The organism is Streptomyces sp. NPDC003023, from assembly GCF_042888225.1.
GTDB lineage: Bacteria > Actinomycetota > Actinomycetes > Streptomycetales > Streptomycetaceae > Streptomyces.
This window is the reverse complement of the sequence record NZ_JBIAPL010000008.1, coordinates 156,447-178,515: the sequence shown is the minus strand read 5'-3', so window position 1 is coordinate 178,515 and position 22,069 is coordinate 156,447. Positions and strand designations below refer to the sequence as shown.

Here is a 22,069-nt window from a genome sequence, read left to right as displayed (position 1 = left end):
CGCCCCGGCCTCCGCGTGCGCGTGTCGGCGGCAATCAGGCGGCGGTTGTCAGGCGGCGGTTGTCAGGCGGCGCCAATCAGGCGGTGGCGTCCTCGAAGCGGTTCAGGTCGCCCGGCAGCCGTGAGCCGAGCGGCGACATCGCCTCGTCGGCGCCGTGCCGGGCCAGCAGGTCGAGCGCGAGCCTGCCACGCCGCACCCGCTCGCGGGCGGTGCTCAGGACCGTCTCGCGCAGATGCAGCCCGGACGGGTAGACCGACGGTGCCTTGGCGAGACCGAACTTGAGGTAGAGAGGTGCGCCGCGCCGGATCAGTTCGGCGATCTCGTACATCCGGACGTAGCCGCCGAGGTCGTCCGGCGCCTCGACGTACAAGTCCATCGGCGCGCGGCTCACCCGCCGGATCTCGGTGAGGTGCGCCGGCGTCAGGTCGCTGGGCACGTTGACGGAGTCCGCGCCGAGGCGCTCGTACACGGCGTACGCGGCGGGGTTGACGGGGCCGATGAGCGCGGAGACCTTCAGCGTGGTGTCGCCGGGGAGCAGGCCCTGCGACCGGGCCCGGTGCAGTGTCCACAGCACCCCCTCGTCGGCGACGAGCAGGCACCGGACGCCGAGTTCCGTGGCGCGCAGGGCGTCCTCCACGCAGCCGGCGACCGCGTCGTGCCCGCGGGCGCGGAGGCCACCGCCGCGTGAGTCGGTACGCGTGGAGCCGCCGATGTCCCAGGTGCCTCGGGGCCCGGTGAACAGGCAGAGCTCGATGCCTCGTTCGGCCGCGGACTCCACCATCTCGGTGATCTCGTCGTCGCCGAGCATCCAGACACCGCTGCCCTGGCTGATGCGGTGGACGGGCACGTCGAGCCGGGTCGATTCCTTGAGCACGGCGGCCAGCGCCTCCGGGCCCTCGACGGAGGGGATCTCCACCCGCCAGCGGCCGCCATCGGGGAAGGAATGCGGCGACGTGTCGGCGGGGTCGGTCGCCGGGCCGGTGAACCCGAGGGCGGCCAGGGCGGGTTCGCCGGGGCGGCGGGGCTGTGAGGACGGGGACATGGATCTCCTCCGACTGAAAGGTGTTCGAAATATCGAATTACGTTCGATGTTGCGCGCGCGGGCCGGTACGGCGCCGATCGCCGCCGGGCCTCCCCGGCGGGGCCGCGGCTCAGGGGCGCAGCAGTACCTTCCCGACGCGGGGGTCGCCGGAGCCCACGAGGGCGATGCCCTCTTCGAACCGGTCGAGCGTCAGTTCATGGGTGACCAGCGGCAGCGGCGTCAGCAGCCCGGCGGAGAAGGCGCGCACGGCGTGCGCCCAGGCGGCCGGTGTCGCGCCGAACACGGTCCGCACGTCCAGTTGGCGCACCACGAGATCGGTCGGATCCAGCCCCAGGGCGCCCGGCGCGGGAATGCCGGTGAGGACCAGGCGGCCGCCGCGCCGCAGCAGGCCGGCCGAGGTGCGGGCGGCCGACGCCGCCCCGGCGGCCTCGACGACGACGTCGAACTCGCCGGGCAGCGGTAGCTCTTCAACTGTGCGGTAGTGCGTCGCCCCGAAGGCTCGGGCGGTGTCGGCGAGGTCGGACCGGATGCCGACCATCAGCAGTTCGGCGGGGGAGCAGGCACTCAGCAGCTGCGCCGTGAGCATGCCGAGGGTGCCGGTGCCCACGACGGCGACCCGCTGACCGGGACGGACATCCGCCTTCAGCGCCGCGGCGGCGACACAGGCCGCGGGCTCGAGCAGGGCGGCGGCCGTCAGGTCGGCGCCCTCCGGCAGCAGGTGCAGCAGCCGGGCGGGGAGGGTGAGGGTCGCGGCCATCGCCCCGGGCCGGGTGAAGCCCGTCTCGTCGTACCCGGCGCCGCACAGGGTGGTCTCGCCCGCGTGACAGCGTTCGCAGACCTGGCAGTTGCGGAAGCCCTCGCCGACGACCTTCCGGCCGACGAGGGAGTCCGGTACGCCGTCACCGACGGCGGCGACCGTGCCCGACCACTCGTGTCCCGGAACGACGGGATAGCGGACGTAGCCCTTGGGCCGGTTGCCCTGGAACACCTCCCGGTCGCTGCCGCAGATGCCCACCGCGGCGACGCGGACCTGAGCCTCGCCGGGGCCGGGCGGCCGCGGCGTGTGTCCGGCGGTCCGGAATCGTCCGGGACCGTCGAGCACGACCTCCCGGGGCAGGTCCGCCTCGCCGGCGGTCACGCCTTCTTCCCCGTCGGGTCGCGCTTCTCCCAGCCCTCGGCCCACAGGTCGAACCTGGCCTGCTGCTGCGGGAATTCGGCGGCGGCGTCGGTGTCGAGCTCCACCCCGAGGCCGGGCTCGTGGGACAGCTCGAAGTACCCGTCCACGACCTGTGGCGCACCCTTGACGACCTTCTTGATCTCAGCGTCGGCGAAGTCGTTGAAGTGCTCGAGGATCTTGAAGTTCGGCGTGGAGAAGCCGACCTGGAGTGATGCGGCCGTCAGCACGGGCCCGCCGACGTTGTGCGGCGCGACGAGCATGTAGTGGGTCTCCGCCGTGGCGGCGAGCTTGCGGGTCTCCAGGATGCCGCCTATGTGGCCGACGTCCGGCTGGAGGATGTCCGCGGCCTGAGACTCGAACAGCTCGCGGAACTCGATGCGGTCGTGGATGCGTTCGCCGGTGGCGATCGGCATGTCGACCTTGCCGGCCACCTTCGCCAGTGCCTTGAGGTTCTCCGGCGGCACGGGCTCCTCGAGCCAGGCGGGCCGGAACGGGGCGAGTTCACTCGCGAGCCGTACGGCGGTGGAGGGGGAGAAGCGGCCGTGCATCTCCAGCATGAGCTCGGCGTCGGGCCCGATCGCGTCCCGGACCGCCTCGATCAGCGACACCGAGTACAGCGTCTCCTCGTGCGACAGCTCGTAGTGGCCGGTGCCGAACGGGTCGATCTTCAGTGCCCGGTAGCCGCGCTCCATGACCGCACGTGCGGCCTTGTGGTACGCCTCCGGCGTCCGCTCGGTGGTGTACCAGCCGTTGGCGTACGCCTTGACCCGGTCGTGGACCCTGCCCCCGAGCAGCTGCCAGACCGGGACACCGAGCGCCTTGCCCTTGATGTCCCAGCACGCCATCTCCACGCAGGCGATGCCCGACATGACGATCTCGCCGGCGCGGCCGTAGTCGCCGTACTTCATGCGGCGCACCAGGTCCTCGACCGCGAACGGGTCGGACCCCGCGATGTGGTTCGCCTCCGCCTCGCGCAGGTAGCCGACGAGGGCGTCGGTGTGACCCAGCATGCGGGTCTCGCCGATGCCGGTGAGTCCCTCGTCGGTATGGACCTGGACGTAGGTGAGATTCCGCCAGGGGGTTCCGATCACGTGTGTGCTGATTCCCGTGATGCGCAAGGCAGTTGCTCCAGTCATGTTCGATATCTCGACAGCCGTTCGAAATCCTGCCGCGACAGTAAGGACGTGCGTCGAGCCGTGTCAATGGGGGCGTCGCCGTTGCCCCGCCCCGCCCAGCACCACGGCGGCCCCTACCCCGCCATCACCTCCAGCTCCACCTCCGTCGGCACCACTGCCGTCGAACGCCGGCTCCGCCCCGTCACCTACCAGAACACACCCCCACCACTGCTCCCACCGGAGCTCCACGACGACAACCCGCACGCCCTTCCACGGCTCCTCAACGGCCGACCGCAGCACCGACGCCCCGCGGATCGGCGATGGTCATGTGTCCCGGGCGGCATCGGGGCAGCACACGGCGGCCGCGCCCACCGACCCGCTCGCGGCTCAGCGGCCCGTCACCCCTCATGTCCGGTCGTCACGGCGGCCGGTGAGCCGGGACCTGCCGGAATCCCTCGACATCGGGGCGGATCGGGCACGACGTCCGCCACCGACAGCCGTGCGGTCCCGGCGCGCGCCGGGACCGCGGAGCCGGCCGCGTGCGCGGCGACGTGTTCAGAAGGGCGAGCCCGGCCGACGAGGGCCGCGGCGCAGCCGCAGTACGAGGTACGCCGCCGCACCGGCCGTGCCCACGAACGCTCCCACCCAGGCGTACGCGATTCCCGATCCCGCTTCCGCGGCCACAGCGCCCGGCCGACCGGGCTCCGCGGCCTGAGGCGTCCCGGTTCGAGCCGTGTGCGCGAGGGGTGTGGCGCTGAGGGGCAGGGGCCCGGGGCCCGCCGCCGGGGCGCTCCGCACGACGGGAGGAGCCAGCGACCCCACGGGTTCGGCACGGCCCACCGAGGCGAAGCCCCAGTCCAGCAACGATCGGGCCTCCTCGTACACCGCGTGACCGCCGCCCTCCTGAGGATTCATCACGGTCACGATCAGCGTCCGCCCGTCGCGTTCCGCGGCGGCGATCAGCGTGTTGCCGGCGTGGGAGGTGTAACCGTTCTTGACGCCGATGATCCCCGGATACTTCTTCACCCCGTTCGCGCCCGTCAGCAGCCGGTTGGTGTTCTGGATGCCGTATGTCCAGGTGGGGGTTCCGTCGTCGGCTGTGCCGCCCGGGAACTGCGCCTCGGCGGTTGCCACGTACGAGGCGAACCGACGGTTCTCGAGGCCGGCCCGTCCGAACACCGCCAGGTCGTACGCGGAGGAGACCTGGCCGGGTTCGTCGTAGCCGTCGGGGGAGACGACATGGGTGTCGAACGCGCCCAGCGCGCGGGCCTTCACCTGCATCTGCTCGGCGGTGGCGGCCCAGCCGCCGTTCATCTCGGCGAGTACGTGCACGGCGTCGTTGCCGGAGCTGAGGAAGACGCCCCGCCACAGGTCGTCGACCGTGTAGGTACGGCCGGCGGCGATGCCGACCCGGCTGCTCCCCTCGCCGACGGTCGCGAGCTCCTCCTCGGTGACCGTGTGCGGTGGGGCGTCCGACAGGCGCGGCAGCGCCGTGACGGCGAAGAGCGTCTTGATGGTGCTGGCGGGCGGCAGTCGGCGGTGCGCGTCGTGCGCGGCCAGCACGTCACCGGTGTCGGCGTCCGCGACCAGCCATGACAGGGCGGAGACGTCGTCGGGAAGTTCCGGCGCACCGTGGAGCGATCCGGCGTGTGTCCCGGGCTGTTGCAGCAGCGACGCGTCGACGGAGCCCGGCCGGGGGGCGGGGTCGTCCAGCGGAACGGCGGAGGCGGGAAGGAGACCGAAGGCGCCCGCGGCGACGGCCGCCAGGCAACAACAAGCCATCCGTGCAGTAAATCTGATGATCATTCGGCCAGCGTAGGAACGGCTGCGGGGGCGCGCAGGTCCGCTGAGCCGACCGGCGCAAGCCGCGGCTGCGGCAAAGCTCTGTCACCGACCGCCGCCGCCGCGCCCGCCGCCCCGCTGTCCCGGCTTCCGGTGCCGCCCCCGGCCCGGTCACCACCGTGGTGATCTTCGCCGCGGGCTGGGGCGGAGGCGGTCGGCCGTCTCACCGCGGGTCGCCGCCACACGGGAAAGCCCCTGCCTCCGGTCGGAGACAGGGGCGTTCTGCTGCGGTGTCAGTCGCGGTCCACCTGCTCGCGCAGGATCTTGCCGCCTGCCGCGTCCACGTCGTAGGTGGTCTTGTTCCAGTCGTCCTCGGTGACGACGTCGACCGACCAGATCGTCTTGCCCGAGTCGTCCTTGTCGAGCTGGACGGCGGTGACCGTTCCCTGCTTCTTCCCGGTCGCCGTCTTCACGGCCTGCTCGGACGTGACCTTGGCCTTGCCCAGCTGGTCGGCGACCTGTCGCTTCTCGTCGGCGGACTGGTCGGAGTCGGGCTCGGACCGCAGCACCTTCCCGGAGACCGCGTCCACATGCACCATGTGGACGGTGCCGTCCTGGGTGGCGACTTCGGCGGCCCATTCGGGGCTGCCCGGACTCGGGGCGGGGCTGGCCGTGGCGCCGCTCTCGTACCGTGTCAGCTCGATCTCGACCAGCTTGCTCCCGGAGACCGCGCCGACCGCGGTGCCGGCCGCCTTGTCCCAGGTGACCTTGGCGGCCGGGACCAGCGCCTTGCGTTCGGCCTGGTCGTCGGTGAGGCGGGTGGCGGTGTCCGTCGGGCTCGGCGAACCGGTGGGGCTGCCGGTGCCGGTGGGGCTCGCGGTACCGGTCGGGTCGGCGGTACCGGTCGGGTTCGCGGTGCTCGTGGGGCTGCCCGTCGGTGCGGCGGCCGCGTTGACCTCGGTGCCCTTGTCGCTGCCGCAGGCGGTGAGCATCAGGGCCGAACAGGCGAGGAGGCATACGGGAATTGCGGCACGCAGACGGAGCGCATGGGTATGAACGTTCATGTCGCCACGCGTAACCCCTGGCCAGGTCCGGGACACGGGCGGCTCGGAAGATCACCCGATCGCGTCCGCCGATCAGGGCCACATGAGCCCGCCGCCCCCTCCCACCGGTTCGCCGTGCCGGCGCCGACGGTTCGTCAGGCACGGTCCGCCAGGCGGAGCGCGGACGTGAGACCGGCCTCCGGCAGCCCGGACGCCCCGCGGCGGAAGGCGGTCTCGTAGCGGTCGTCCCCGGCCGCCGTCCGTGCTGCCCGCTCGCACTCCCGGCGCATCGCGCCCAGCTCGGGCATCCCGCGCTGCGGATGACCGGTGGCCCGCCAGTACGTCTCGCTCGTGCCGAAGACGTACGCCGCGTCCTCGCCCAGACCCTGCGCAGCGAGCGCGGCGGCCAGCACGTCGAGCCCGAGCGCCACACCGAAGCTGTCCCCCAGGCCTCGCTTGCCGACGAGCATGGCCCGGGCGTGGGCCGCCGCGGTGCGAGGCTGCTCGTCGAGCAGCGCCAGCAGCGCGAGCTGGTAGCTCAGGTACGAGCGCGTCCACGACTCACCGTGCCGCGCGCACCGCTCACGCAGGGCGTACGCCGCCGCCCGAGCCTGTGCCGGTCGGCCGCCGGCGGTCAGCGCGAAGACCTCGACCAGCCGGCACCGCAGACCGGCCGCCGTGTCGCCGAAGTCCTCGTCCGTGTCGAGGTCCAGGCTCCGCATGAGGGCCTCCGCCTCCTCGGGCCGACCGGTGAGAAGAGCGAGCACGCCGGCCAGATACGCCGCGTCGAGCATGTCCTCCGAGCGCCCGTGGGCCAGCGCCGCCTGCGTGCACTGCTCGCTGCGCAGATGGGCGAGGTCGTACTCGCCCTGCAGGGTGAGCGCGACCCCCAGCGTCCACAGGGCACGGACGTGCCGGGGGCCGGGACGTCCGCAGCGGGCGAGGGCCCGCTCGACGAAGCCGCGGGCCTCGTGAAGGTGACCGCAGCAGGCCCAGAAGAAGCCCACGGACCCGGCCAGTTCCAGGGCACGTCGCGGATCGGTCGCGAGCAGGTGCTCCATGGCCGTGCAGAGATCCGTGTGGGCGCCGGCGATCCGCTCGTACCAGTACGCCTGATGGGCTCCGACCCACTCGGACTCGGCGAGCCGCACCATGCCCAGGCACAGGTCGGCGTGCCGGTCCGCGACGGCGTCCTGTTCACCGATGGCCTCCAGCCACCACCGGCCGTACTCGCGGATGGTGTCGAGCATGCGGTAGCAGTTGCCCTCGCGGCGGACCACCGACTTGGCGACGAGACCCCGCAGTGCCGCCGGCACGTCCTCCTCCGTGAGCGGCCCACCGGTGCACACCCGCGTCGCGTCACCCGGAGTGAAGCCGTCACGGAAGACGGTGAGCCTGGCCCACAGCAGCCGTTCCCGCGGCTCGCAGAGCTCGTGGCTCCAGCCGATCGTGGTGCGCAGGGCCTGATGCCGGGGCGGCCGCACGGGCTCGGCGCGCTCCAGGACCTCGAAGCGGGAACCCAGCCGGTCCCGTACGCCTTCGACGCCGTACACGCCGACCTGGGCAGCGGCGAGTTCGATGGCGAGCGGAATGCCCTCGAGCCGATGGCAGATGTCCGTGACAGCCTTCGTCTCCTCGGGCAGGGCGGGCCGCCGTGACGGCGCGACGCGGTCCGTGAAGAGTTCACGCGCGTCCGATCCGTCGGACAGCAGGGGATCGAGCCGCAGGACGTACTCCACCGCGAGCCCGAGCGGTTGCCTGCCGGTGGCGACGACGGTGAGTCCGGGGGCGGCCGTCAGCAGGTCGGCCACCAGCCGGCCGCACGGCCCGACGAGGTGCTCGCACGAGTCGAGCACCAGCAGCAGCCGTTGGGGCGCGAGCCATTCGCACAGGGCGTCGACCGGTGTCCGGGATGTGTGGTCGGACAGGTTGACGGCCTCGGACACCACGGGCACCAGAAGCCCGTCCCCCTGGAGGACGGAGAGATCGGCCCACCACACGCCGTCGGGAAACCGGCCGCCCGTCGTCTCCACCCCGGCCCCCGTGTCCACCCCGGCCGTCGTCTCCACCTCGGCCGCCGTGTCCACCCCGTCCACCTCGGCCGCCTTGTTCACCGCGTGGAGCGCCAGCCGTGTCTTGCCGACGCCACCGGGGCCGGTGACGGTCACCAGTCGGCGCGTCCCGATCAGATGCCGCAGGGTGTTCAGTTCGGCCACGCGGCCGATGAAACTGGTCGTCTCCGTGGGCAGATGTCCTCGCACGGGGTGCAGTCTGACGCATCACGACGAGCCGACGTGGCAGGTCGGGCCGGGTGTGGCCGGATACGCGCGGCCGGGGCGCCCGGCCTGCGGCCCGTCATGCCGAGGCGGTCCAGCGGGGGGAGGTGTCGGCCCAGGCCCGCTCCCATGCCGCGGCCCGCTTTCTGTCCAGGACACGTCCGATCACCGCGTACAGCGTCACGCCCGTCAGGGCGATCGCCGCGCCCGCCGAGCCGGCCCAGCCGTAGGCCCGGCTGCGGATCTCGGACTCCCGCATCGGCGCCTCCGTCAGTCGCCCCCCGGAGTCGCGCCACACACGCACGGTGCTGCCGGCGGGCAGGCCGGGGACGACCTCGGTCGTGCCGGTGCGCGGTGTGCCGTCGGGGCCGGGGAAACGCACCTCGGCCGGATACCGCGAATGGCGGGCCTCGTCGGACCCCGGTTCCGGGTGGCGGGGGGTGTCCCGCACCAGCACCGCCGTCACCCGCTCCCGCGTACGCGCCTCGGCGGCGGCACTCTCCCGGAGCGAGGTCTGGACGGAACCGTGCACCACCACCATCGCCGTGGGGGTCGCTGCCGCCACGACCACGGTCAGCAGCAGGCCGGTCCACGCCTGCAGCAGGTCGCACCGGCGGCGCAGCGGGTTGCGCCGCCATCGCCAGAGCCCCGTGGTGCCGGACGCGGGCGGTGGCTGCGCTCTCGGTTCGGGTTCGAACATGTCGTGTCTCCTCGGTTGGGACGCCCCAGCGGCAGGTCCCGGCGACGAACGGCGTGCGGAGGACTCACGGATCCGGTCCGGTGAACGCCTGACGAGCGGTCCGGCGGATGTCTGACGGGCGGTCCGCCAGACGTCCGCCGAGCGGTCCGGCCGGCGCATGGCGAGCGGTCCGGCCGGCGCATGGCGAGGTCCGGCTGATCACTCCCCGACGCGGTCCGCAGGACGGTCCGGTGAGCCCGTGGCGGGATGGTGGTGGGCCGACTCCAGGACGAGGGAGGCGCCCCTCAGCGCGGCGGTGTGCGGTGCGGGCACCGGCTGGACAGGGACACGCAACTGCCCCGTCAGGTCGTACGTGAGCTCCGGCCGGAGCGCGCCGCCGCCGGCCAGCACCACACCCCGGCCCAGTGCGTCGAGGGTCTGCTCCGTCTCGTCGAGGCGCAGCATGTCGGTGACCATGGCGACGACCGCCCGGGTGAGTTCGCGGTGGGTCGTGCCTTCGCCGAGGTCGCCGGTGCCCAGCGCCGTGCGATACGCGTCGGTCACCTCGCCGTCGCACAGCAGCGCGACCTCTGTGACATGGGCACCGATGTCCGCGACCAGCAGCGGCCGGGTCAGGTCAGCACCCGCGCCGAGCGCGATGGCCTTCGCGGAGGGAACGGTCAGGACCGTACGAGGGTGCAGCACCTCCAGCGCGGTGAGCGCGGCACTGCGGAAGCCCGGCCCGCCCAGCACCGGAGTGGTGATCACGATCAGCGGCCGGCTGAAGCTCGGGACCCGTCTGCGGAGCAGCCGGTCGAGCATCCGTGCGGTCCCCTCGGGGTCCACGATGGAGCCCCGCCGGACGGGATACATGGCCCCGGCGCCCGGGAACGTCACCGTCGGAACATCGAGGATGACACCGTGACGGGGGGACCACGCCCGGGTACGGGAGCTGCCCAGGTCGATGGCGAAGCGCGGACACGTCCGGCAGAGCGGCCAGGGAGTCCGCCTCCGCCCGGGGACTGGGCGGAGGCCGAAGCCGGTCATCGTTCCGCCTCCCTCATCTGCCGGCAGCGCCCGCAGTGGCGCGCCTGCGGCACGACGGTGAGACGGTCAAGGGGGACCGGGCGCGCGCAGAGGTGGCACATGCCGTACCCGCCCCTGTCCATGCGCTCCAGCGCGGCCTCCACATCGGCGAGGACCATCCGGGCCGACGCGCTCAACTGCACCTGGACCTCGAGCTGCGACGCCGACCGCCGCCGGATCGCGCGGTCGTCCCGTGAGGAGCGGGCGAACCGCGCCAGTTGCTCCAGACGAAAGGCGCGCTGCTCCCGCAGGTTCTCGCGCAGTGCCTCGAGGTCGTCGGCCGACAGATGCGCCGCGACGGCCTCGTCGATCCGGTTGTTCACGAGTCACCCCTCCAGGTGCATGACGGACGAGCCCGGGCCCTCGGCGCTCACACGGCCCGGCGCTGGCAGCCGACGCAGCAGCGCGCGTAGGGGAGGATCTCCAGGCGCTCGACGGGGATGGGCCGTACGCACTCCTGGCAGCGTCCGTATCCGCCGTCGTCCAGCCGGGCGAAGGCGGCGTCGATCTCCGCCAGTACGCGTTCGATGGACGTCTTCTGAGCCGTCATCAGTTCGCGGGGGGCGTCGTTGCCCTCCTTCTCGATCGCCGCGAGCTGCGTGAGCCGTGAGTCGCGCTCGTGCTGAAGACGCTGACGGACCTCGTGAGCGGTCAGGCGCTCGGGACGTGAGTCGGAGGGGGCCGCGTCGAGCGACATCTGAACAGTCCTTCCCGGGGAGTCGAACGCCGGGGCGTCCTGCCGGTGTGCGCGGACGCCCGTGCTTCCGCCGGTGCGGCGGAGGGCGAAGGGTTCACCCCAACCATGTCCGCCCCGCGCGGCCGGGACCATCGGTCCCAGCACCCATTTCCGGTGGGTCCGGGAGTGCAGACGGCGGGGCGGACGGGTGGCGGTGCACCCGCGCGGATGGCTGCCGCCGCCGATCGACGGACGCCTGCCCGCACGACAGGCTCGGACGCTGTGCACGGCCCCGCCGCCGGGCGTGTGCGGCGGTGGCGGATAGTGGTGTGGTGGCACCTGCGAAGACTGTGGAGGTCTGGTACACCGTGTCCTTGTTCTGGCGGATCTTCGTGATGAACGCCCTGGTCCTCGGTCTGGCCACGGCGCTGCTGCTGTGGGCGCCGGTGACCGTGTCGGTACCCGTGCTGCTCACCGAGGCCGTGATTCTCGTCGGCGGCCTCGGCGTGATGCTGGTCGCGAACGCCGCCCTGCTGCGCATCGGTCTGGCACCGCTGGACCGGCTCACCCGTCTCATGACCACCGTCGACCTGCTCCGCCCCGGGAACCGGCTGCCCAGCCCGCCCGGTGGCGGCGGGGTGACCGAACTGATCGACACGTTCAACGACATGCTGGAGCGGCTGGAGGCCGAGCGCGCCACGAGCAGCGCCCGGGCGCTCTTTGCCCAGGAGGCGGAGCGCCGGCGGATCGCGCAGGAGCTCCACGACGAGGTGGGGCAGAGCATGACCGCTGTGCTGCTGGCGCTCAAGCGGGTGGCCGACCAGTCCCCGGAGCCGCTGCGGGCGGAGTTGCGGCAGGCGCAGGAGACGGCGCGCGAGTCCCTCGACGAGGTCCGCCGCCTCGCCCGCCGGCTTCGGCCCGGTGTGCTCGAGGACCTCGGCCTGGTCAGCGCGCTCACCGCGCTGACCACCGACTTCGCCACGCACACCGGACTGCGCATCGAGCGCCACTTCGATCCCGGCCTGCCGGGACTGGACAGGGAGACGGAACTGGTGCTCTACCGCGTCGCCCAGGAGGGGCTGACCAACATCGCCCGGCACGCGGACGCGGAGAACGCCCGGCTCGCCGTCCGGCGTGCGCCCGGCGCAGTGGTCCTGAGCATCGTGGACGACGGCCGCGGGATCGGACTGGCCTGCGAGGGGGCGGGGATCCGCGGCATGCGGGAGCGGGCACTGCTGATCGGCGCCACCCTCGACATCGGCCCCGGCGGTCCGGGCGGGCCCGGTGACCCAGGCGGCCCGGGCGGTACGCGGGTGTCGCTGTCGGCGCCCGTCGAAGCGGGCCCCGCGGCCCCGGCGCGGACATCCGCCGGGCCGGCCGGCACCGGAGCCGGGGAGGCGCGGCCGTGACGCAGCACGAGGAGATCCGCATCCTGCTCGCCGACGACCACGCGCTGGTGCGGCGCGGCGTCCGGCTGATCCTCGACGGGGAGCCCGGCCTACGGGTCGTCGCGGAGGCCGGTGACGGCGCGGAAGCCATTGCCATGGCCCGCAGCCACGCCGTCGACCTGGCCGTACTCGACATCGCCATGCCCCGCATGACGGGCCTTCAGGCGGCCCGGGAGCTCGCCGTCCTCCAGCCGGGGCTGCGCATCCTGATGCTGACGATGTACGACAACGAGCAGTACTTCTTCCAGGCCCTCAAGGCGGGGGCCTGCGGCTACGTCCTGAAGTCCGTCGCGGACCGCGACCTGCTGGCGGCGTGCCGGTCGGCGATGCGTGGCGAGCCGTTCCTCTACCCCGGTGCCGTCACAGCCCTCATCCGCAACTACCTCGACCGCGCCCGGCAGGGCCAGGAGACCCCCGACCAGATCCTCACCGTGCGCGAGGAGGAGGTCCTCAAGCTCGTCGCGGAGGGGCAGTCGTCCAAGGACATCGCGGAGACGCTGGTGATCAGTGTCAAGACCGTCCAGCGCCACCGGGCGAATCTGCTGCGCAAGCTCGGCCTGCGTGATCGTCTCGAACTGACCCGGTACGCGATCAGGGCCGGTCTGATCGAGCCGTGATCGCGTCGTGATCGAGCCCTTTTCGAGTCCGGATCAGGCCGGACCAAGCCCCGCCCGGGCCCGGACCGGGCCCTGACCAGGCCCTGAGCGGTGGCGGCGGTGCGCTGGACCAGGGCCGCCGACAGGGGCTCACGCGTCACCTCCTACACTCGGTGCCTGCTTCTCGGCCGCGGTCGGCGCGGACACGAGGTCACCCTGTGAAAGGACCCTGTTCCAGATGAGCCCCGCAGACCGCACCGACGCACCGATCTACGCGGACCTGGTGGACGAGCGCGGCGACGTGCCCGCCGACGCCCGCCGCACCGCGGAGGAGACCCTGCGTGAGATAAGTCGCGTCATGGACTTCAGCGACGTCCTGGCAGGTCGCTGAGACCTGCCCGGTCGGCCGCCCCGTGCGGCCGGCGGGCGGGTCACACCCCGTTCAGCAGCCCCAGCAGCGGCTGGGGCGTCGCCTCCGGGCCGAGCGCCTCGACGAGCGTTCTCCCATAGTGGATCTTGCGGCCCCTCATCGTCCCGAGGAAGCGCCGCAGCTGCCTGTCGACGTCCCGCTCCCGCTGCGCCGGCTGCTTCTGGAACGTGCGGAACGACCGGAGGTCGCCCTGCGAGGCGAGTACCTCTTCCACGGCGTCCGTCCCCAGGGCCCTGATGAGCTCGTCCTCGAGATCCGCGACGCAGACCTGGAAACCCCGGCGTTCCAGCGCGGCCCGGTCCGGATGAGGCCCCAGGCCGGCGCGCTCCAGCGCACGCCGGAAGAAGTGTTCCTCGGCGGCGTCGCACAGTCCCGCCGGCTCGACGTCGAGGCCTCGCGGGCCCAGCAGCTCCAGGTAGCGGCCGATGCTCATGGCGCCGCCCATCCCGACGACCGAGACGCCTTCCGAACCGAGATCCCGGCCCAGGCGGGGCGCCAGTGCCTCGAGCGCCGCCCGGTCACTGCTGCCCTCGACGAGCACGACCTTGCGCAGACCGACGTCCGCGGCCAGCTCCCGCGCGGCTGCCGCGGCCGCCGCGGCACCAGGGCCGCCGGCCGCCCACGCGACGAGCGCCGCCCCGAAACGTTTCATGCTCATGGCCTCTCCACGGCGCCGGAGCCTACGCGAGGCGGCACTCGGGGCCCACCGGATTATCCGCTCCCACGGCGGAGCGCGGCCCTTTGGTGCCATGACGACCACCCCTGGGCAGGGCCCTGTCGAGAGGGGACCGATCACGGGGTATCTTGATGTCGAGAAATGTTGCAGACGTGGAGAGCGGAGCACCCGGTGACTGACTCGACCATCATTTACACGCACACTGACGAGGCGCCCGCCCTGGCGACGTACTCGTTCCTGCCTGTGATCCAGGCGTACGCATCGACGGCCGGTGTCACCGTGGAGACCCGTGACATCTCGCTCGCGGGGCGGATCATCTCGCAGTTCCCCGAGTACCTCGAGGAGGGGCAGCGCATCGACGACGCCCTCGCCGAGCTCGGTGACCTGGCCAAGACGCCGGGCGCCAACATCATCAAGCTGCCCAACATCTCGGCCTCCATCCCGCAGCTGAAGGCTGCCGTCGCCGAGCTGCAGGAGCAGGGCTACGCGCTGCCGGCCTACCCGGACGACCCGAAGACCGACGAGGAGCGCGACATCCGCGCCCGTTACGACAAGGTCAAGGGCAGCGCCGTCAACCCGGTCCTGCGCGAGGGCAACTCCGACCGCCGCGCTCCCGCGTCGGTCAAGAACTACGCCAAGGCCCACCCGCACCGCATGGGTGCCTGGACGGCGGACTCGAAGACGAACGTCGCCACGATGGGCGTCGACGACTTCCGCTCCACCGAGAAGTCCGCGGTGATCGGCGAGGCCGGTTCGCTGCGCATCGAGCTGAAGGGCGACGACGGCGCCACCACCGTGCTGCGCGAGTCGGTCCCGGTGCTCGCCGGTGAGGTCGTCGACGCGTCGGTGATGCGCGTGGCCGCCCTGCGCGAGTTCCTCACCGCCCAGGTCGCCCGCGCCAAGGCCGAGGACGTGCTGTTCTCCGTGCACCTGAAGGCCACGATGATGAAGGTCTCCGACCCGATCATCTTCGGCCACGTCGTACGCGCCTTCTTCCCTAAGACCTTCGCCCAGTACGGCGAGTCCCTCGCCAAGGCCGGTCTCACCCCGAACGACGGCCTCGGCGGCATCTACAAGGGCCTCGAGTCGCTCGCCGACGGCGCCGAGATCAAGGCGTCCTTCGACGCCGAGCTGGCCGAGGGCCCGGCCCTCGCGATGGTCGACTCCGACCGCGGCATCACCAACCTGCACGTCCCGAGCGACGTCATCGTCGACGCCTCCATGCCGGCGATGATCCGCACCTCCGGCCACATGTGGGGCCCGGACGGTCAGGAGGCCGACACCCTCGCCGTCCTCCCGGACAGCAGCTACGCCGGTGTGTACCAGGTCGTCCTCGACGACTGCCGCGCCAACGGCGCCTTCGACCCGTCCACGATGGGTTCCGTGCCGAACGTCGGTCTGATGGCGCAGAAGGCCGAGGAGTACGGCAGCCACGACAAGACCTTCGAGATCCCGGCCACCGGCACCGTGCGCGTCGTGGACGCCGCCGGCAACGCCGTGCTGGAGCAGGTCGTCGGCGCCGGCGACATCTTCCGCATGTGCCAGACCAAGGACGCGCCCATCAAGGACTGGGTCAAGCTGGCCGTCACCCGCGCCCGCGCGACCGGCGTCCCGGCCGTCTTCTGGCTCGACGAGGGCCGCGCGCACGACGCGCAGCTCATCGGGAAGGTCAAGGAGTACCTGACCGAGCACGACACCGACGGTCTCGAGATCAAGATCCTCTCGCCGGTCGAGGCGACCGCGTTCTCCCTGGAGCGCATCCGCCGCGGCGAGGACACCATCTCCGTCACCGGCAACGTGCTGCGTGACTACCTGACCGACCTGTTCCCGATCCTCGAGCTCGGCACCAGCGCCAAGATGCTCTCGGTCGTCCCGCTGATGAACGGCGGCGGTCTGTTCGAGACGGGTGCCGGCGGCTCCGCCCCGAAGCACGTCCAGCAGCTCGTCAAGGAGAACTACCTGCGCTGGGACAGCCTCGGCGAGTTCCTCGCGCTGGCCGTCAGCTTCGAGCACCTCGCGACGACCACGGGCAACGCGCGCGCGAAGGTCCTCGCCGACACGCTCGACCGCGCGACCGGCACCTTCCTCAACGAGGACAAGTCGCCGAGCCGCAAGCTGGGCGGCATCGACAACCGCGGCAGCCACTTCTACCTGGCCCTGTACTGGGCCCAGGAGCTGGCGCAGCAGACCGACGACACGCAGCTGGCGGAGGCGTTCGCGGCTCTCGCCAAGACGCTCGGCGAGCAGGAGCGGACCATCGTCGACGAGCTGATCGCCGTACAGGGCTCGCCGGTCGACATCGGCGGCTACTACCAGCCGGACGCCGCCAAGGCCTCCGCCGTGATGCGCCCGTCGCAGACCCTCAACCAGGCTCTCGCGAACCTGGCCTGACGGAGCGACGGGCAACCGTCCCCCGCGTACCGCCCCGGCCGGCACCTGTGCCCGGCCGGGGCGGTTTCCGTGTCCGGCGGGAACACACCGGGAACACGACGGGGCGGCAGTGCGGGAACACGACGGGGCGGCACGGCGGTTGGCACCAGGGACGAGCCGGGACGGGCACGTACCGGGCCCGGCGACCGACCGCATTCGAAGGAGTCACCTGTGGCGCTCACCCGTGAAGACCGCGAGAAGTTCTTGGCGGAGCCGCTCGTAGCCGCGCTGGCGGTCGACGCAGGACAGGACGGCAGGGCGCCGCTCACGGTGCCGATCTGGTACCAGTACGAGCCCGGCGGCGACATCTGGATCATGACCGGCCGGGACTCCCGCAAGGCGGCCGCGATCGAGGCCGCGGGGCGGTTCACGCTCATGGTCGACCGCGTCGAACCGACGGTCCGATACGTCTCGGTCGAGGGCCCGGTCGTCGACACGGCCCCCGCCACCCGGGAGCAGCTGGTGGAGATCTCCGCCCGCTACCTGGAGCCGGAGAAGGTCGACGCGTACGTCGACTTCGCCTGGAGCGACCACGGCGACCAGCTGATCATCCGGATGAGGCCGCAGCGCTGGATCAGTTCGGACCTGGGCGAGGCATGAGGGAGAGCCACGGCAGGGCGGTGCCACACCCGGCACCGCCCTGCCGTGTGCTGTCGCGCGGACGTGCAGCTGCCGTGGTGCGCGGGCGCGCCGAGGGAACGCCCTCTGCAGCGCGTGGATCCGCCCGGTCCGCGCGCCCTCGACGGAGCGGACGTACCCCTGCGCGACGTCGGCGGGACCGACCCGCGGCATGCCCGGGAAACAGTCCCCGCACGCGGCGAGGCTCTCGGTGAAGACCGTGGGACGGGCCGCGACGATCCGCTGCGGAGCGGTCTCGACGGCGCCGGCCCGCACACACCCTGGGCGTCCGTTACGGCCCCTGGCGGACGCACCGCCGTGACTCTCCTACTGCCCCGGCCGCGCCCCGCCGCGCATCCGGCCGTCCCCTCACGTTCGGACGCCGCCCAGGCGAGCACCTGATCGGATCAGGGACCGCCCGGGCCGGTCCGAAAGAGGAGACGGCCCGGCCAGGCGCGGTCAGTCCCGCTGCACCAGCGGGGGGCCCACGTAGTGGGAGCCGGAGAGGCCGAGGGTGGCGTCGTACGCCATCTTGTAGTCGCCGTTCTCGTCGTGCGCCCGGAGCGCGTCGGAGACGGCATCGCGCAGCGCCTCGTCGCCCTTCGCCATGCCTATGCCGTAGGGCTCCTCGGTGAACGGCTGGCCGACCACCCTCAGCTTGTCCGGGTGCTGGGCGGCGTAGCCCTTGAGGATGGCGTCGTCGGTGGTGACCGCGTCGACCTTGCCGTCGAGCAACTGGTCCACGCACTCGGTGTACTTGGTCGTCTCGACCGTGCGGGTGTTGTACTCCGGCTTCTTGATCTCCCGGAGGGCCGTGGAGCCCTTCGCCGAGCAGACCGTCTTGCCCTCCAGCGAGAACGGGCCGGCGATGGTCCGGTCGTCCTCGCGGATCAGCAGGTCGGCGCCGGCCATGTAGTAGGGGCCGGCGAAGGCGACCTTCTTCTTCCGCTCCTCGTTGATCGTGTACGTCCCGACGTACAGATCGACCTCTCCGCTCGAGATGGCCTGCTCGCGGACACCCGTGTCGACCGTCTTGAACTCGATCTGCCGGGCGGAGAAGCCGAGGTCCGCGGCGATCATCTTGGCGATCTCGATGTCGAATCCGGACCGCCGGCCGTTCGCGTCCTCGAAGCCGAGGAACGGCTGGTCGTTCTTGGCGCCGATGACGATCTTTCCGGCCTTCTGCGCCTTCTCCAGGGTCGGTGAAGCGAAGTCGACACCCGTGGCGACCTTGTACGTGGGCAGCTTGGGCAGGTCCTTCGCGTCCGCCGTGCGGGTCGGCCCGTCTCCGCCGTTCTCGGAGTCGCCGGCGCATCCGGTTGCTGTGAGGGCGACCGCGAGCACGGTGATCGCCGTGGCGGCGGCGGACTTGTAGGCCTTCATGGTGCGAACATCCTTCACTCGATTTTGCGAGGAGAGTAAGGAGTCGACGTGCGATACGTCATTACATCTGAGCTGAACTTGAGCATCACATTCCGGATACGGTGCCGAAAAGCGGGCCACCCGGCGGTCGTGCCGCCGGGTGGCCCGGTCGTGTCAGCCGACCCGGAAGGCCCGGGTGTTGCCGCTGAACGCGGTGATTTTGCCGAGCAGGGTCCTGGAGTCGCCGAAGTGCGCGATCCGGTACGTCCCCGCGGGAGTCCCCGGGGCGACCTTCCAGGTGATGACGGCCTTGGAGGTGCCGGTCATCCCGTTGAGCCGTACCCAGCGGTACTTGGTGTCCCAGTCTCCGTCGTCCAGGTGGCGGACCCACTCGCCGTTCACCTGCCGCTGCACCTCGAGGAAGGTGCCGCCCCGGCGCAGGTTGTTCTTCGGGTGTCCGGTGACGAACTCGGCCGTCACCGTGGCCCCTTGTCCGTACGACTCCGCCGGCTCCGCCAGGACGTCGCCGAACTGTTTGCCCGTCGGCGGGTTGTCCATCACCACGCCGGTCTGCAGCGAGGTCTGACGGTCCGAGTGGTCGGCCGGCTGCGGGCCCCGGTCGACCGGTGTGCCGTCCCGCAGCGCGGCCGCGAGTGACGCGAACTCCTGCTGCTGCGCGGGGAGCGTGTACCTGCCGTAGAGCGTCGAGCCGCCCTCGTAATGCTGCAGGTCGTACTCCTCCGGCGTGGTCACGTACTGGCTGTACGCGCCCGCGTAGCCCTGCATCAGCACGTTCTCCAGCGGGACGCCGAGCTCCTGGGCGACCGAGCGGCGGATGCGCAGGCCCGAGACGATGGTGTACTCGGCCGGGCCGGCCACCAGGTGGAGCTGGCCGATCTTGACGATCTGGAGGGGCAGGACCGTCGGAGTCGTCGGTGTCGCCGCGTTGACCAGCCCGGTGGGCACCAGATTCGCCTTGGGGTACTGGCAGCTCACCAGCCACTCGGGCGGATCGATGTCGAACGGCTCCAGCAGTTTCGCCACCGGGCTGTTCATCCCCTCCGTGAAACCGGGGATCGCGGGCCCGTCCTCGACGCTCCCGGCGAGGGTCGACGCGCCCACCATGGCCGGGCAGGTGCGGTGCTCCTTGCCGTCCGGGGTGTACTTGCCGTCGACCGTCACCTCTTCCATGTTCACGAACCGCATCCGGGAGTCCACGCTGCCGGTCAGGGGCGTCGCCGCGGCGTCGTAGATCTGCCGCGCCTTGCGGAACTGCCGGTCGCCGATGATGCGCGTGTTCTCGAACTCGTCCTCCGTCGGGCCGGAACCCGGCTTCAGGTTGAGGTTCGGTGACATGTCGCCGGCGTTGGTGTTGGGGAACGCCGCGACGAAGCCCTCCCGGTCCTCCAGATAGCGCACGCCCTTGTGGTCGTGCTCCCACTCGTACGCCGCGTACCCCTTGTTGTCGGGGCTGAGCAGCGTGTTCTTGTTCGTGAGCGACGTGTTGTGCGTGGCGAACCAGCTGATGGCACCGATGTCGCTGCCGCCCTGGCGGAAGCGCAGCACGGTCATCGCGGGATCGATCGCGTCGGGGAACGCCGCTTTGTCACCGGCCGGGTTCTTCTCGAACGCCGTCCTCGAGCGGTTGACGCTCGCGTTCGTCAACTCGCCCCTGCCGAGGGTGATGGTGCCCGGCGCGAGGTCGTCGTGCGCCTCCGCCACGGACTCGACGATGCCGTCGACGATCGCCCTGTAGGTGTCCTTCTGGAAACCGAGCGAGGCCAGGTTGTACGCGAGGTGGTGGGAGTGGCCGCCGGAACCGGCGTGGGTGTGCGTCGCGGAGAGCAGCACGTTCTCCTCGCTGTAGAGCGAGCCGTAGCGCTGCCTCAGCTTCTCGAGGACACCCTGCTGCACCGACTGGAAGATCATGGCCAGGTCGGCGTTGACGTACACGACCCGCTTCCCGGTGGTCCGGTCGGCCACGACGAAGGCCCGGGAACGCTGCCGCTGATGGATGCCGGTGGCCTTCTGGTCGAAGCTCGAGTAGCCCATCATGCCGACCTCGGCGGCCTCCCCGGTCACATCGGAGATGCCCCGGCCGACGAGGTATTCCGTGGACGCGGCGGCCGATGACGTGCCGGCGACGCCGGCAGTCCGACCGGCGGCCGCACCGGCCGGTTCGGCCCATGGAACGGCCGCCAGTGTCAGCGCGCCGAGTGCCCCCGCGAGGAGCAGAGAGACCGTTCTGGAGCTGGTTGTGGGGAACCGCATGCCTACTCCCTCTTACCGGAACACGTGCCGTTTCGTGACAGGTGTGACCGACGGTAACGGCGTCCGGAGGCGGATGGACAGGACCTGACCGGCCAGTAACGGGACTTCATCGGCCACCCGCCCTGTCCTCCCACCGCACAAGTCCCTACAGTGACCGCCCGGAGGTGAGGCAATGGCGCCGCACGAACCGGGAACCACCGACCACCCGCACAGGCCGGCGGACGCACCGCTCACGGCGCGGCTCGCCGACCCGCGCCACGGCTCCGCCACCATCACCCCCCACCTCCTGCGCTATCTGACGCTCGTGGCCGCGGAACGCGGACACGACCTCGGCCCCTCCCTGCGCCGCGCCGGTCTGAGCGAGGCGGCCCTCAGCGCGGTCGGCCAGCGGGTGTCCTACCGCCAGGGCAGCTCGGTGATCAGGGAGGCCATGAGGGACCTCGGCGATCCCGCCCTCGGCCTCGCCGTCGGATGCCGTCAGCGGGTGACGGCCTGGGGTCTCGTCGGCCTCGGCCTCCAGGCCAGCCCCACGCTCCAGGACGCCCTCGAGCTCGGGGTGCGCCACCACGGCATCACCGGTTCCATGCTCGACTACGGCGTCGAGAGCGTCCCGGCGGGCACGGCGATCCTCGCGACCGCCCGGTACGCCGACTCGGGACTGCGCGCCTTCCTCCTGGAGGAGGCGTTCGGAAGCATCGTCGCCCTGATCAGGGACGCCTGGCGCGAGGAGTTCACACCGCACTCCGTCGCCGTACGACACGCCCGCCCGCCGTACGGCGACCAGTACGAGCGGTACTTCCGCTGCCCCGTCACCTTCGGCGCGCCTGACGACCGGCTGGTCTTCGCCGCCGAGTGCCTGCGCAGCCCGCTGCCCGGGGCCGACGCGTACACCCTCGCGCAGGTGGTCGGGCTCCTCGACGCGGCACGCGCGCAGGGACGGGAGCGGCAGGACCTGGTACAGGGGCTCGAGGTGTCCGTCGCCCGCGGGCTGCCCGACGTGCCGCCGCTGGCGCAGCAGGCGCTGGAACACGGGATGAGCGAGCGCACGCTGCGCAGACGGCTCGCGGAACACGGCACCACGTACGAGGCGCTCGTCGACTCCGTCCGCCTCGTACGCGCCGAGGAACTGATGATGACGAGTGACCTGCCCCTGCACGCGATCGCGCGAATGCTGGGCTTCAGCGACGCCCGGACGCTGCGCCGGGCCGTGACCCGCTGGTTCGGAACCAGTCCTTCCGCGATGCGCGCCGCCCCGCCGCGCCGTCCCGCCGCACCACCGCCGACACGCCCCGGCCACGACATCTCCTCGATCGAGGTCCGCAGTCCGGGAGCGCTACGGCCCGCGCCACCCCATACTTGATC

19 protein-coding genes and 1 pseudogene are annotated in these 22,069 nt (G+C 71.9%); 7 read left to right on the top strand and 13 right to left on the bottom strand.

Annotated features, from left to right (window positions below; all coding sequences use genetic code 11):
• Positions 1 to 76: 76 nt before the first annotated feature.
• The 3 genes from ACFYV1_RS25365 to ACFYV1_RS25355 form a co-directional block, all read right to left on the bottom strand.
• Positions 77 to 1,042 carry a hypothetical protein gene (locus tag ACFYV1_RS25365; RefSeq protein WP_389397869.1) on the bottom strand — a complete coding sequence of 322 codons (966 nt, stop codon included), beginning with the start codon at positions 1,040 to 1,042 and terminating at the stop codon, positions 77 to 79.
• Positions 1,043 to 1,151: 109 nt separating this feature from the next.
• A complete protein-coding gene (locus ACFYV1_RS25360; RefSeq protein WP_389397868.1) occupies positions 1,152 to 2,180 on the bottom strand; it encodes a zinc-binding dehydrogenase in 1,029 nt (342 codons plus the stop codon).
• A complete protein-coding gene (locus ACFYV1_RS25355) occupies positions 2,177 to 3,337 on the bottom strand; it encodes a mandelate racemase/muconate lactonizing enzyme family protein (protein ID WP_389397867.1) in 1,161 nt (386 codons plus the stop codon). Before ACFYV1_RS25355 ends, ACFYV1_RS25360 begins: the two co-directional genes overlap by 4 nt.
• Positions 3,338 to 3,445: 108 nt before the next feature.
• On the opposite strand from ACFYV1_RS25355, the pseudogene ACFYV1_RS25350 reads away from it, so the two are divergent.
• Positions 3,446 to 3,625 (top strand): annotated as a pseudogene (locus ACFYV1_RS25350) (aldehyde dehydrogenase (NADP(+))); the annotation flags it as partial.
• 264 nt (positions 3,626 to 3,889) lie between these two features.
• On the opposite strand, the gene ACFYV1_RS25345 reads toward ACFYV1_RS25350, so the two are convergent.
• The 7 genes from ACFYV1_RS25345 to ACFYV1_RS25315 form a co-directional block, all read right to left on the bottom strand.
• Positions 3,890 to 5,140: a D-alanyl-D-alanine carboxypeptidase family protein gene (locus tag ACFYV1_RS25345; RefSeq protein ID WP_389397866.1), complete on the bottom strand. Its 1,251-nt coding sequence runs from the start codon at positions 5,138 to 5,140 to the stop codon at positions 3,890 to 3,892.
• 269 nt (positions 5,141 to 5,409) lie between these two features.
• Positions 5,410 to 6,180 carry a PepSY domain-containing protein gene (locus ACFYV1_RS25340; RefSeq protein WP_389397865.1) on the bottom strand — a complete coding sequence of 257 codons (771 nt, stop codon included), beginning with the start codon at positions 6,178 to 6,180 and terminating at the stop codon, positions 5,410 to 5,412.
• A 134-nt stretch (positions 6,181 to 6,314) separates the two neighbouring features.
• Positions 6,315 to 8,420 (bottom strand): ATP-binding protein, encoded by a 2,106-nt coding sequence (locus tag ACFYV1_RS25335; protein WP_389397864.1) that lies wholly within the window; start codon positions 8,418 to 8,420, stop codon positions 6,315 to 6,317.
• 94 nt (positions 8,421 to 8,514) lie between these two features.
• Complete coding sequence (locus ACFYV1_RS25330) at positions 8,515 to 9,135, bottom strand: hypothetical protein (RefSeq protein WP_389397863.1); 621 nt, start codon at positions 9,133 to 9,135, stop codon at positions 8,515 to 8,517.
• 198 nt (positions 9,136 to 9,333) lie between these two features.
• The gene (locus ACFYV1_RS25325; RefSeq protein WP_389397862.1) at positions 9,334 to 10,161 is read right to left on the bottom strand and encodes a rod shape-determining protein; all 828 of its coding nucleotides are present in this window, start codon (positions 10,159 to 10,161) and stop codon (positions 9,334 to 9,336) included.
• On the bottom strand, positions 10,158 to 10,523 hold the full coding sequence (locus tag ACFYV1_RS25320; RefSeq protein WP_389397861.1) for a TraR/DksA family transcriptional regulator: 366 nt from the start codon (positions 10,521 to 10,523) through the stop codon (positions 10,158 to 10,160). Before ACFYV1_RS25320 ends, ACFYV1_RS25325 begins: the two co-directional genes overlap by 4 nt.
• Before the next feature lie 47 nt (positions 10,524 to 10,570).
• On the bottom strand, positions 10,571 to 10,897 hold the full coding sequence (locus ACFYV1_RS25315; RefSeq protein ID WP_389397860.1) for a TraR/DksA family transcriptional regulator: 327 nt from the start codon (positions 10,895 to 10,897) through the stop codon (positions 10,571 to 10,573).
• 347 nt (positions 10,898 to 11,244) lie between these two features.
• Between ACFYV1_RS25315 and ACFYV1_RS25310 the strand changes: the two genes are divergently transcribed.
• From ACFYV1_RS25310 to ACFYV1_RS25300, 3 genes are all read left to right on the top strand, one after another.
• On the top strand, positions 11,245 to 12,285 hold the full coding sequence (locus ACFYV1_RS25310) for a sensor histidine kinase (protein ID WP_389398008.1): 1,041 nt from the start codon (positions 11,245 to 11,247) through the stop codon (positions 12,283 to 12,285).
• On the top strand, positions 12,282 to 12,941 hold the full coding sequence (locus ACFYV1_RS25305; protein ID WP_389397859.1) for a response regulator: 660 nt from the start codon (positions 12,282 to 12,284) through the stop codon (positions 12,939 to 12,941). Before ACFYV1_RS25310 ends, ACFYV1_RS25305 begins: the two co-directional genes overlap by 4 nt.
• Before the next feature lie 217 nt (positions 12,942 to 13,158).
• Positions 13,159 to 13,311 (top strand): hypothetical protein, encoded by a 153-nt coding sequence (locus ACFYV1_RS25300; RefSeq protein ID WP_389397858.1) that lies wholly within the window; start codon positions 13,159 to 13,161, stop codon positions 13,309 to 13,311.
• A 40-nt stretch (positions 13,312 to 13,351) separates the two neighbouring features.
• Here the strand turns inward: ACFYV1_RS25300 and ACFYV1_RS25295 are convergent, their stop codons facing one another.
• Positions 13,352 to 14,008: a TOPRIM nucleotidyl transferase/hydrolase domain-containing protein gene (locus ACFYV1_RS25295; RefSeq protein ID WP_389397857.1), complete on the bottom strand. Its 657-nt coding sequence runs from the start codon at positions 14,006 to 14,008 to the stop codon at positions 13,352 to 13,354.
• 189 nt (positions 14,009 to 14,197) lie between these two features.
• Between ACFYV1_RS25295 and ACFYV1_RS25290 the strand changes: the two genes are divergently transcribed.
• Positions 14,198 to 16,417, top strand: a complete 2,220-nt coding sequence (locus ACFYV1_RS25290; protein ID WP_389397856.1) for an NADP-dependent isocitrate dehydrogenase — start codon at positions 14,198 to 14,200, stop codon at positions 16,415 to 16,417.
• Positions 16,418 to 16,627: 210 nt separating this feature from the next.
• Complete coding sequence (locus ACFYV1_RS25285; RefSeq protein ID WP_389397855.1) at positions 16,628 to 17,056, top strand: pyridoxamine 5'-phosphate oxidase family protein; 429 nt, start codon at positions 16,628 to 16,630, stop codon at positions 17,054 to 17,056.
• 477 nt (positions 17,057 to 17,533) lie between these two features.
• Here the strand turns inward: ACFYV1_RS25285 and ACFYV1_RS25280 are convergent, their stop codons facing one another.
• Both ACFYV1_RS25280 and ACFYV1_RS25275 read right to left on the bottom strand, forming a co-directional pair.
• A complete protein-coding gene (locus tag ACFYV1_RS25280; RefSeq protein ID WP_389397854.1) occupies positions 17,534 to 18,457 on the bottom strand; it encodes a glutamate ABC transporter substrate-binding protein in 924 nt (307 codons plus the stop codon).
• Positions 18,458 to 18,610: 153 nt separating this feature from the next.
• Positions 18,611 to 20,707, bottom strand: a complete 2,097-nt coding sequence (locus ACFYV1_RS25275; RefSeq protein WP_389397853.1) for a neutral/alkaline ceramidase — start codon at positions 20,705 to 20,707, stop codon at positions 18,611 to 18,613.
• A gap of 172 nt (positions 20,708 to 20,879) precedes the next feature.
• Here ACFYV1_RS25275 and ACFYV1_RS25270 point away from each other — a divergent pair, with 172 nt between their 5' ends.
• The gene (locus tag ACFYV1_RS25270; RefSeq protein ID WP_389397852.1) at positions 20,880 to 22,067 is read left to right on the top strand and encodes an AraC family transcriptional regulator; all 1,188 of its coding nucleotides are present in this window, start codon (positions 20,880 to 20,882) and stop codon (positions 22,065 to 22,067) included.
• Positions 22,068 to 22,069 lie beyond the last annotated feature (2 nt).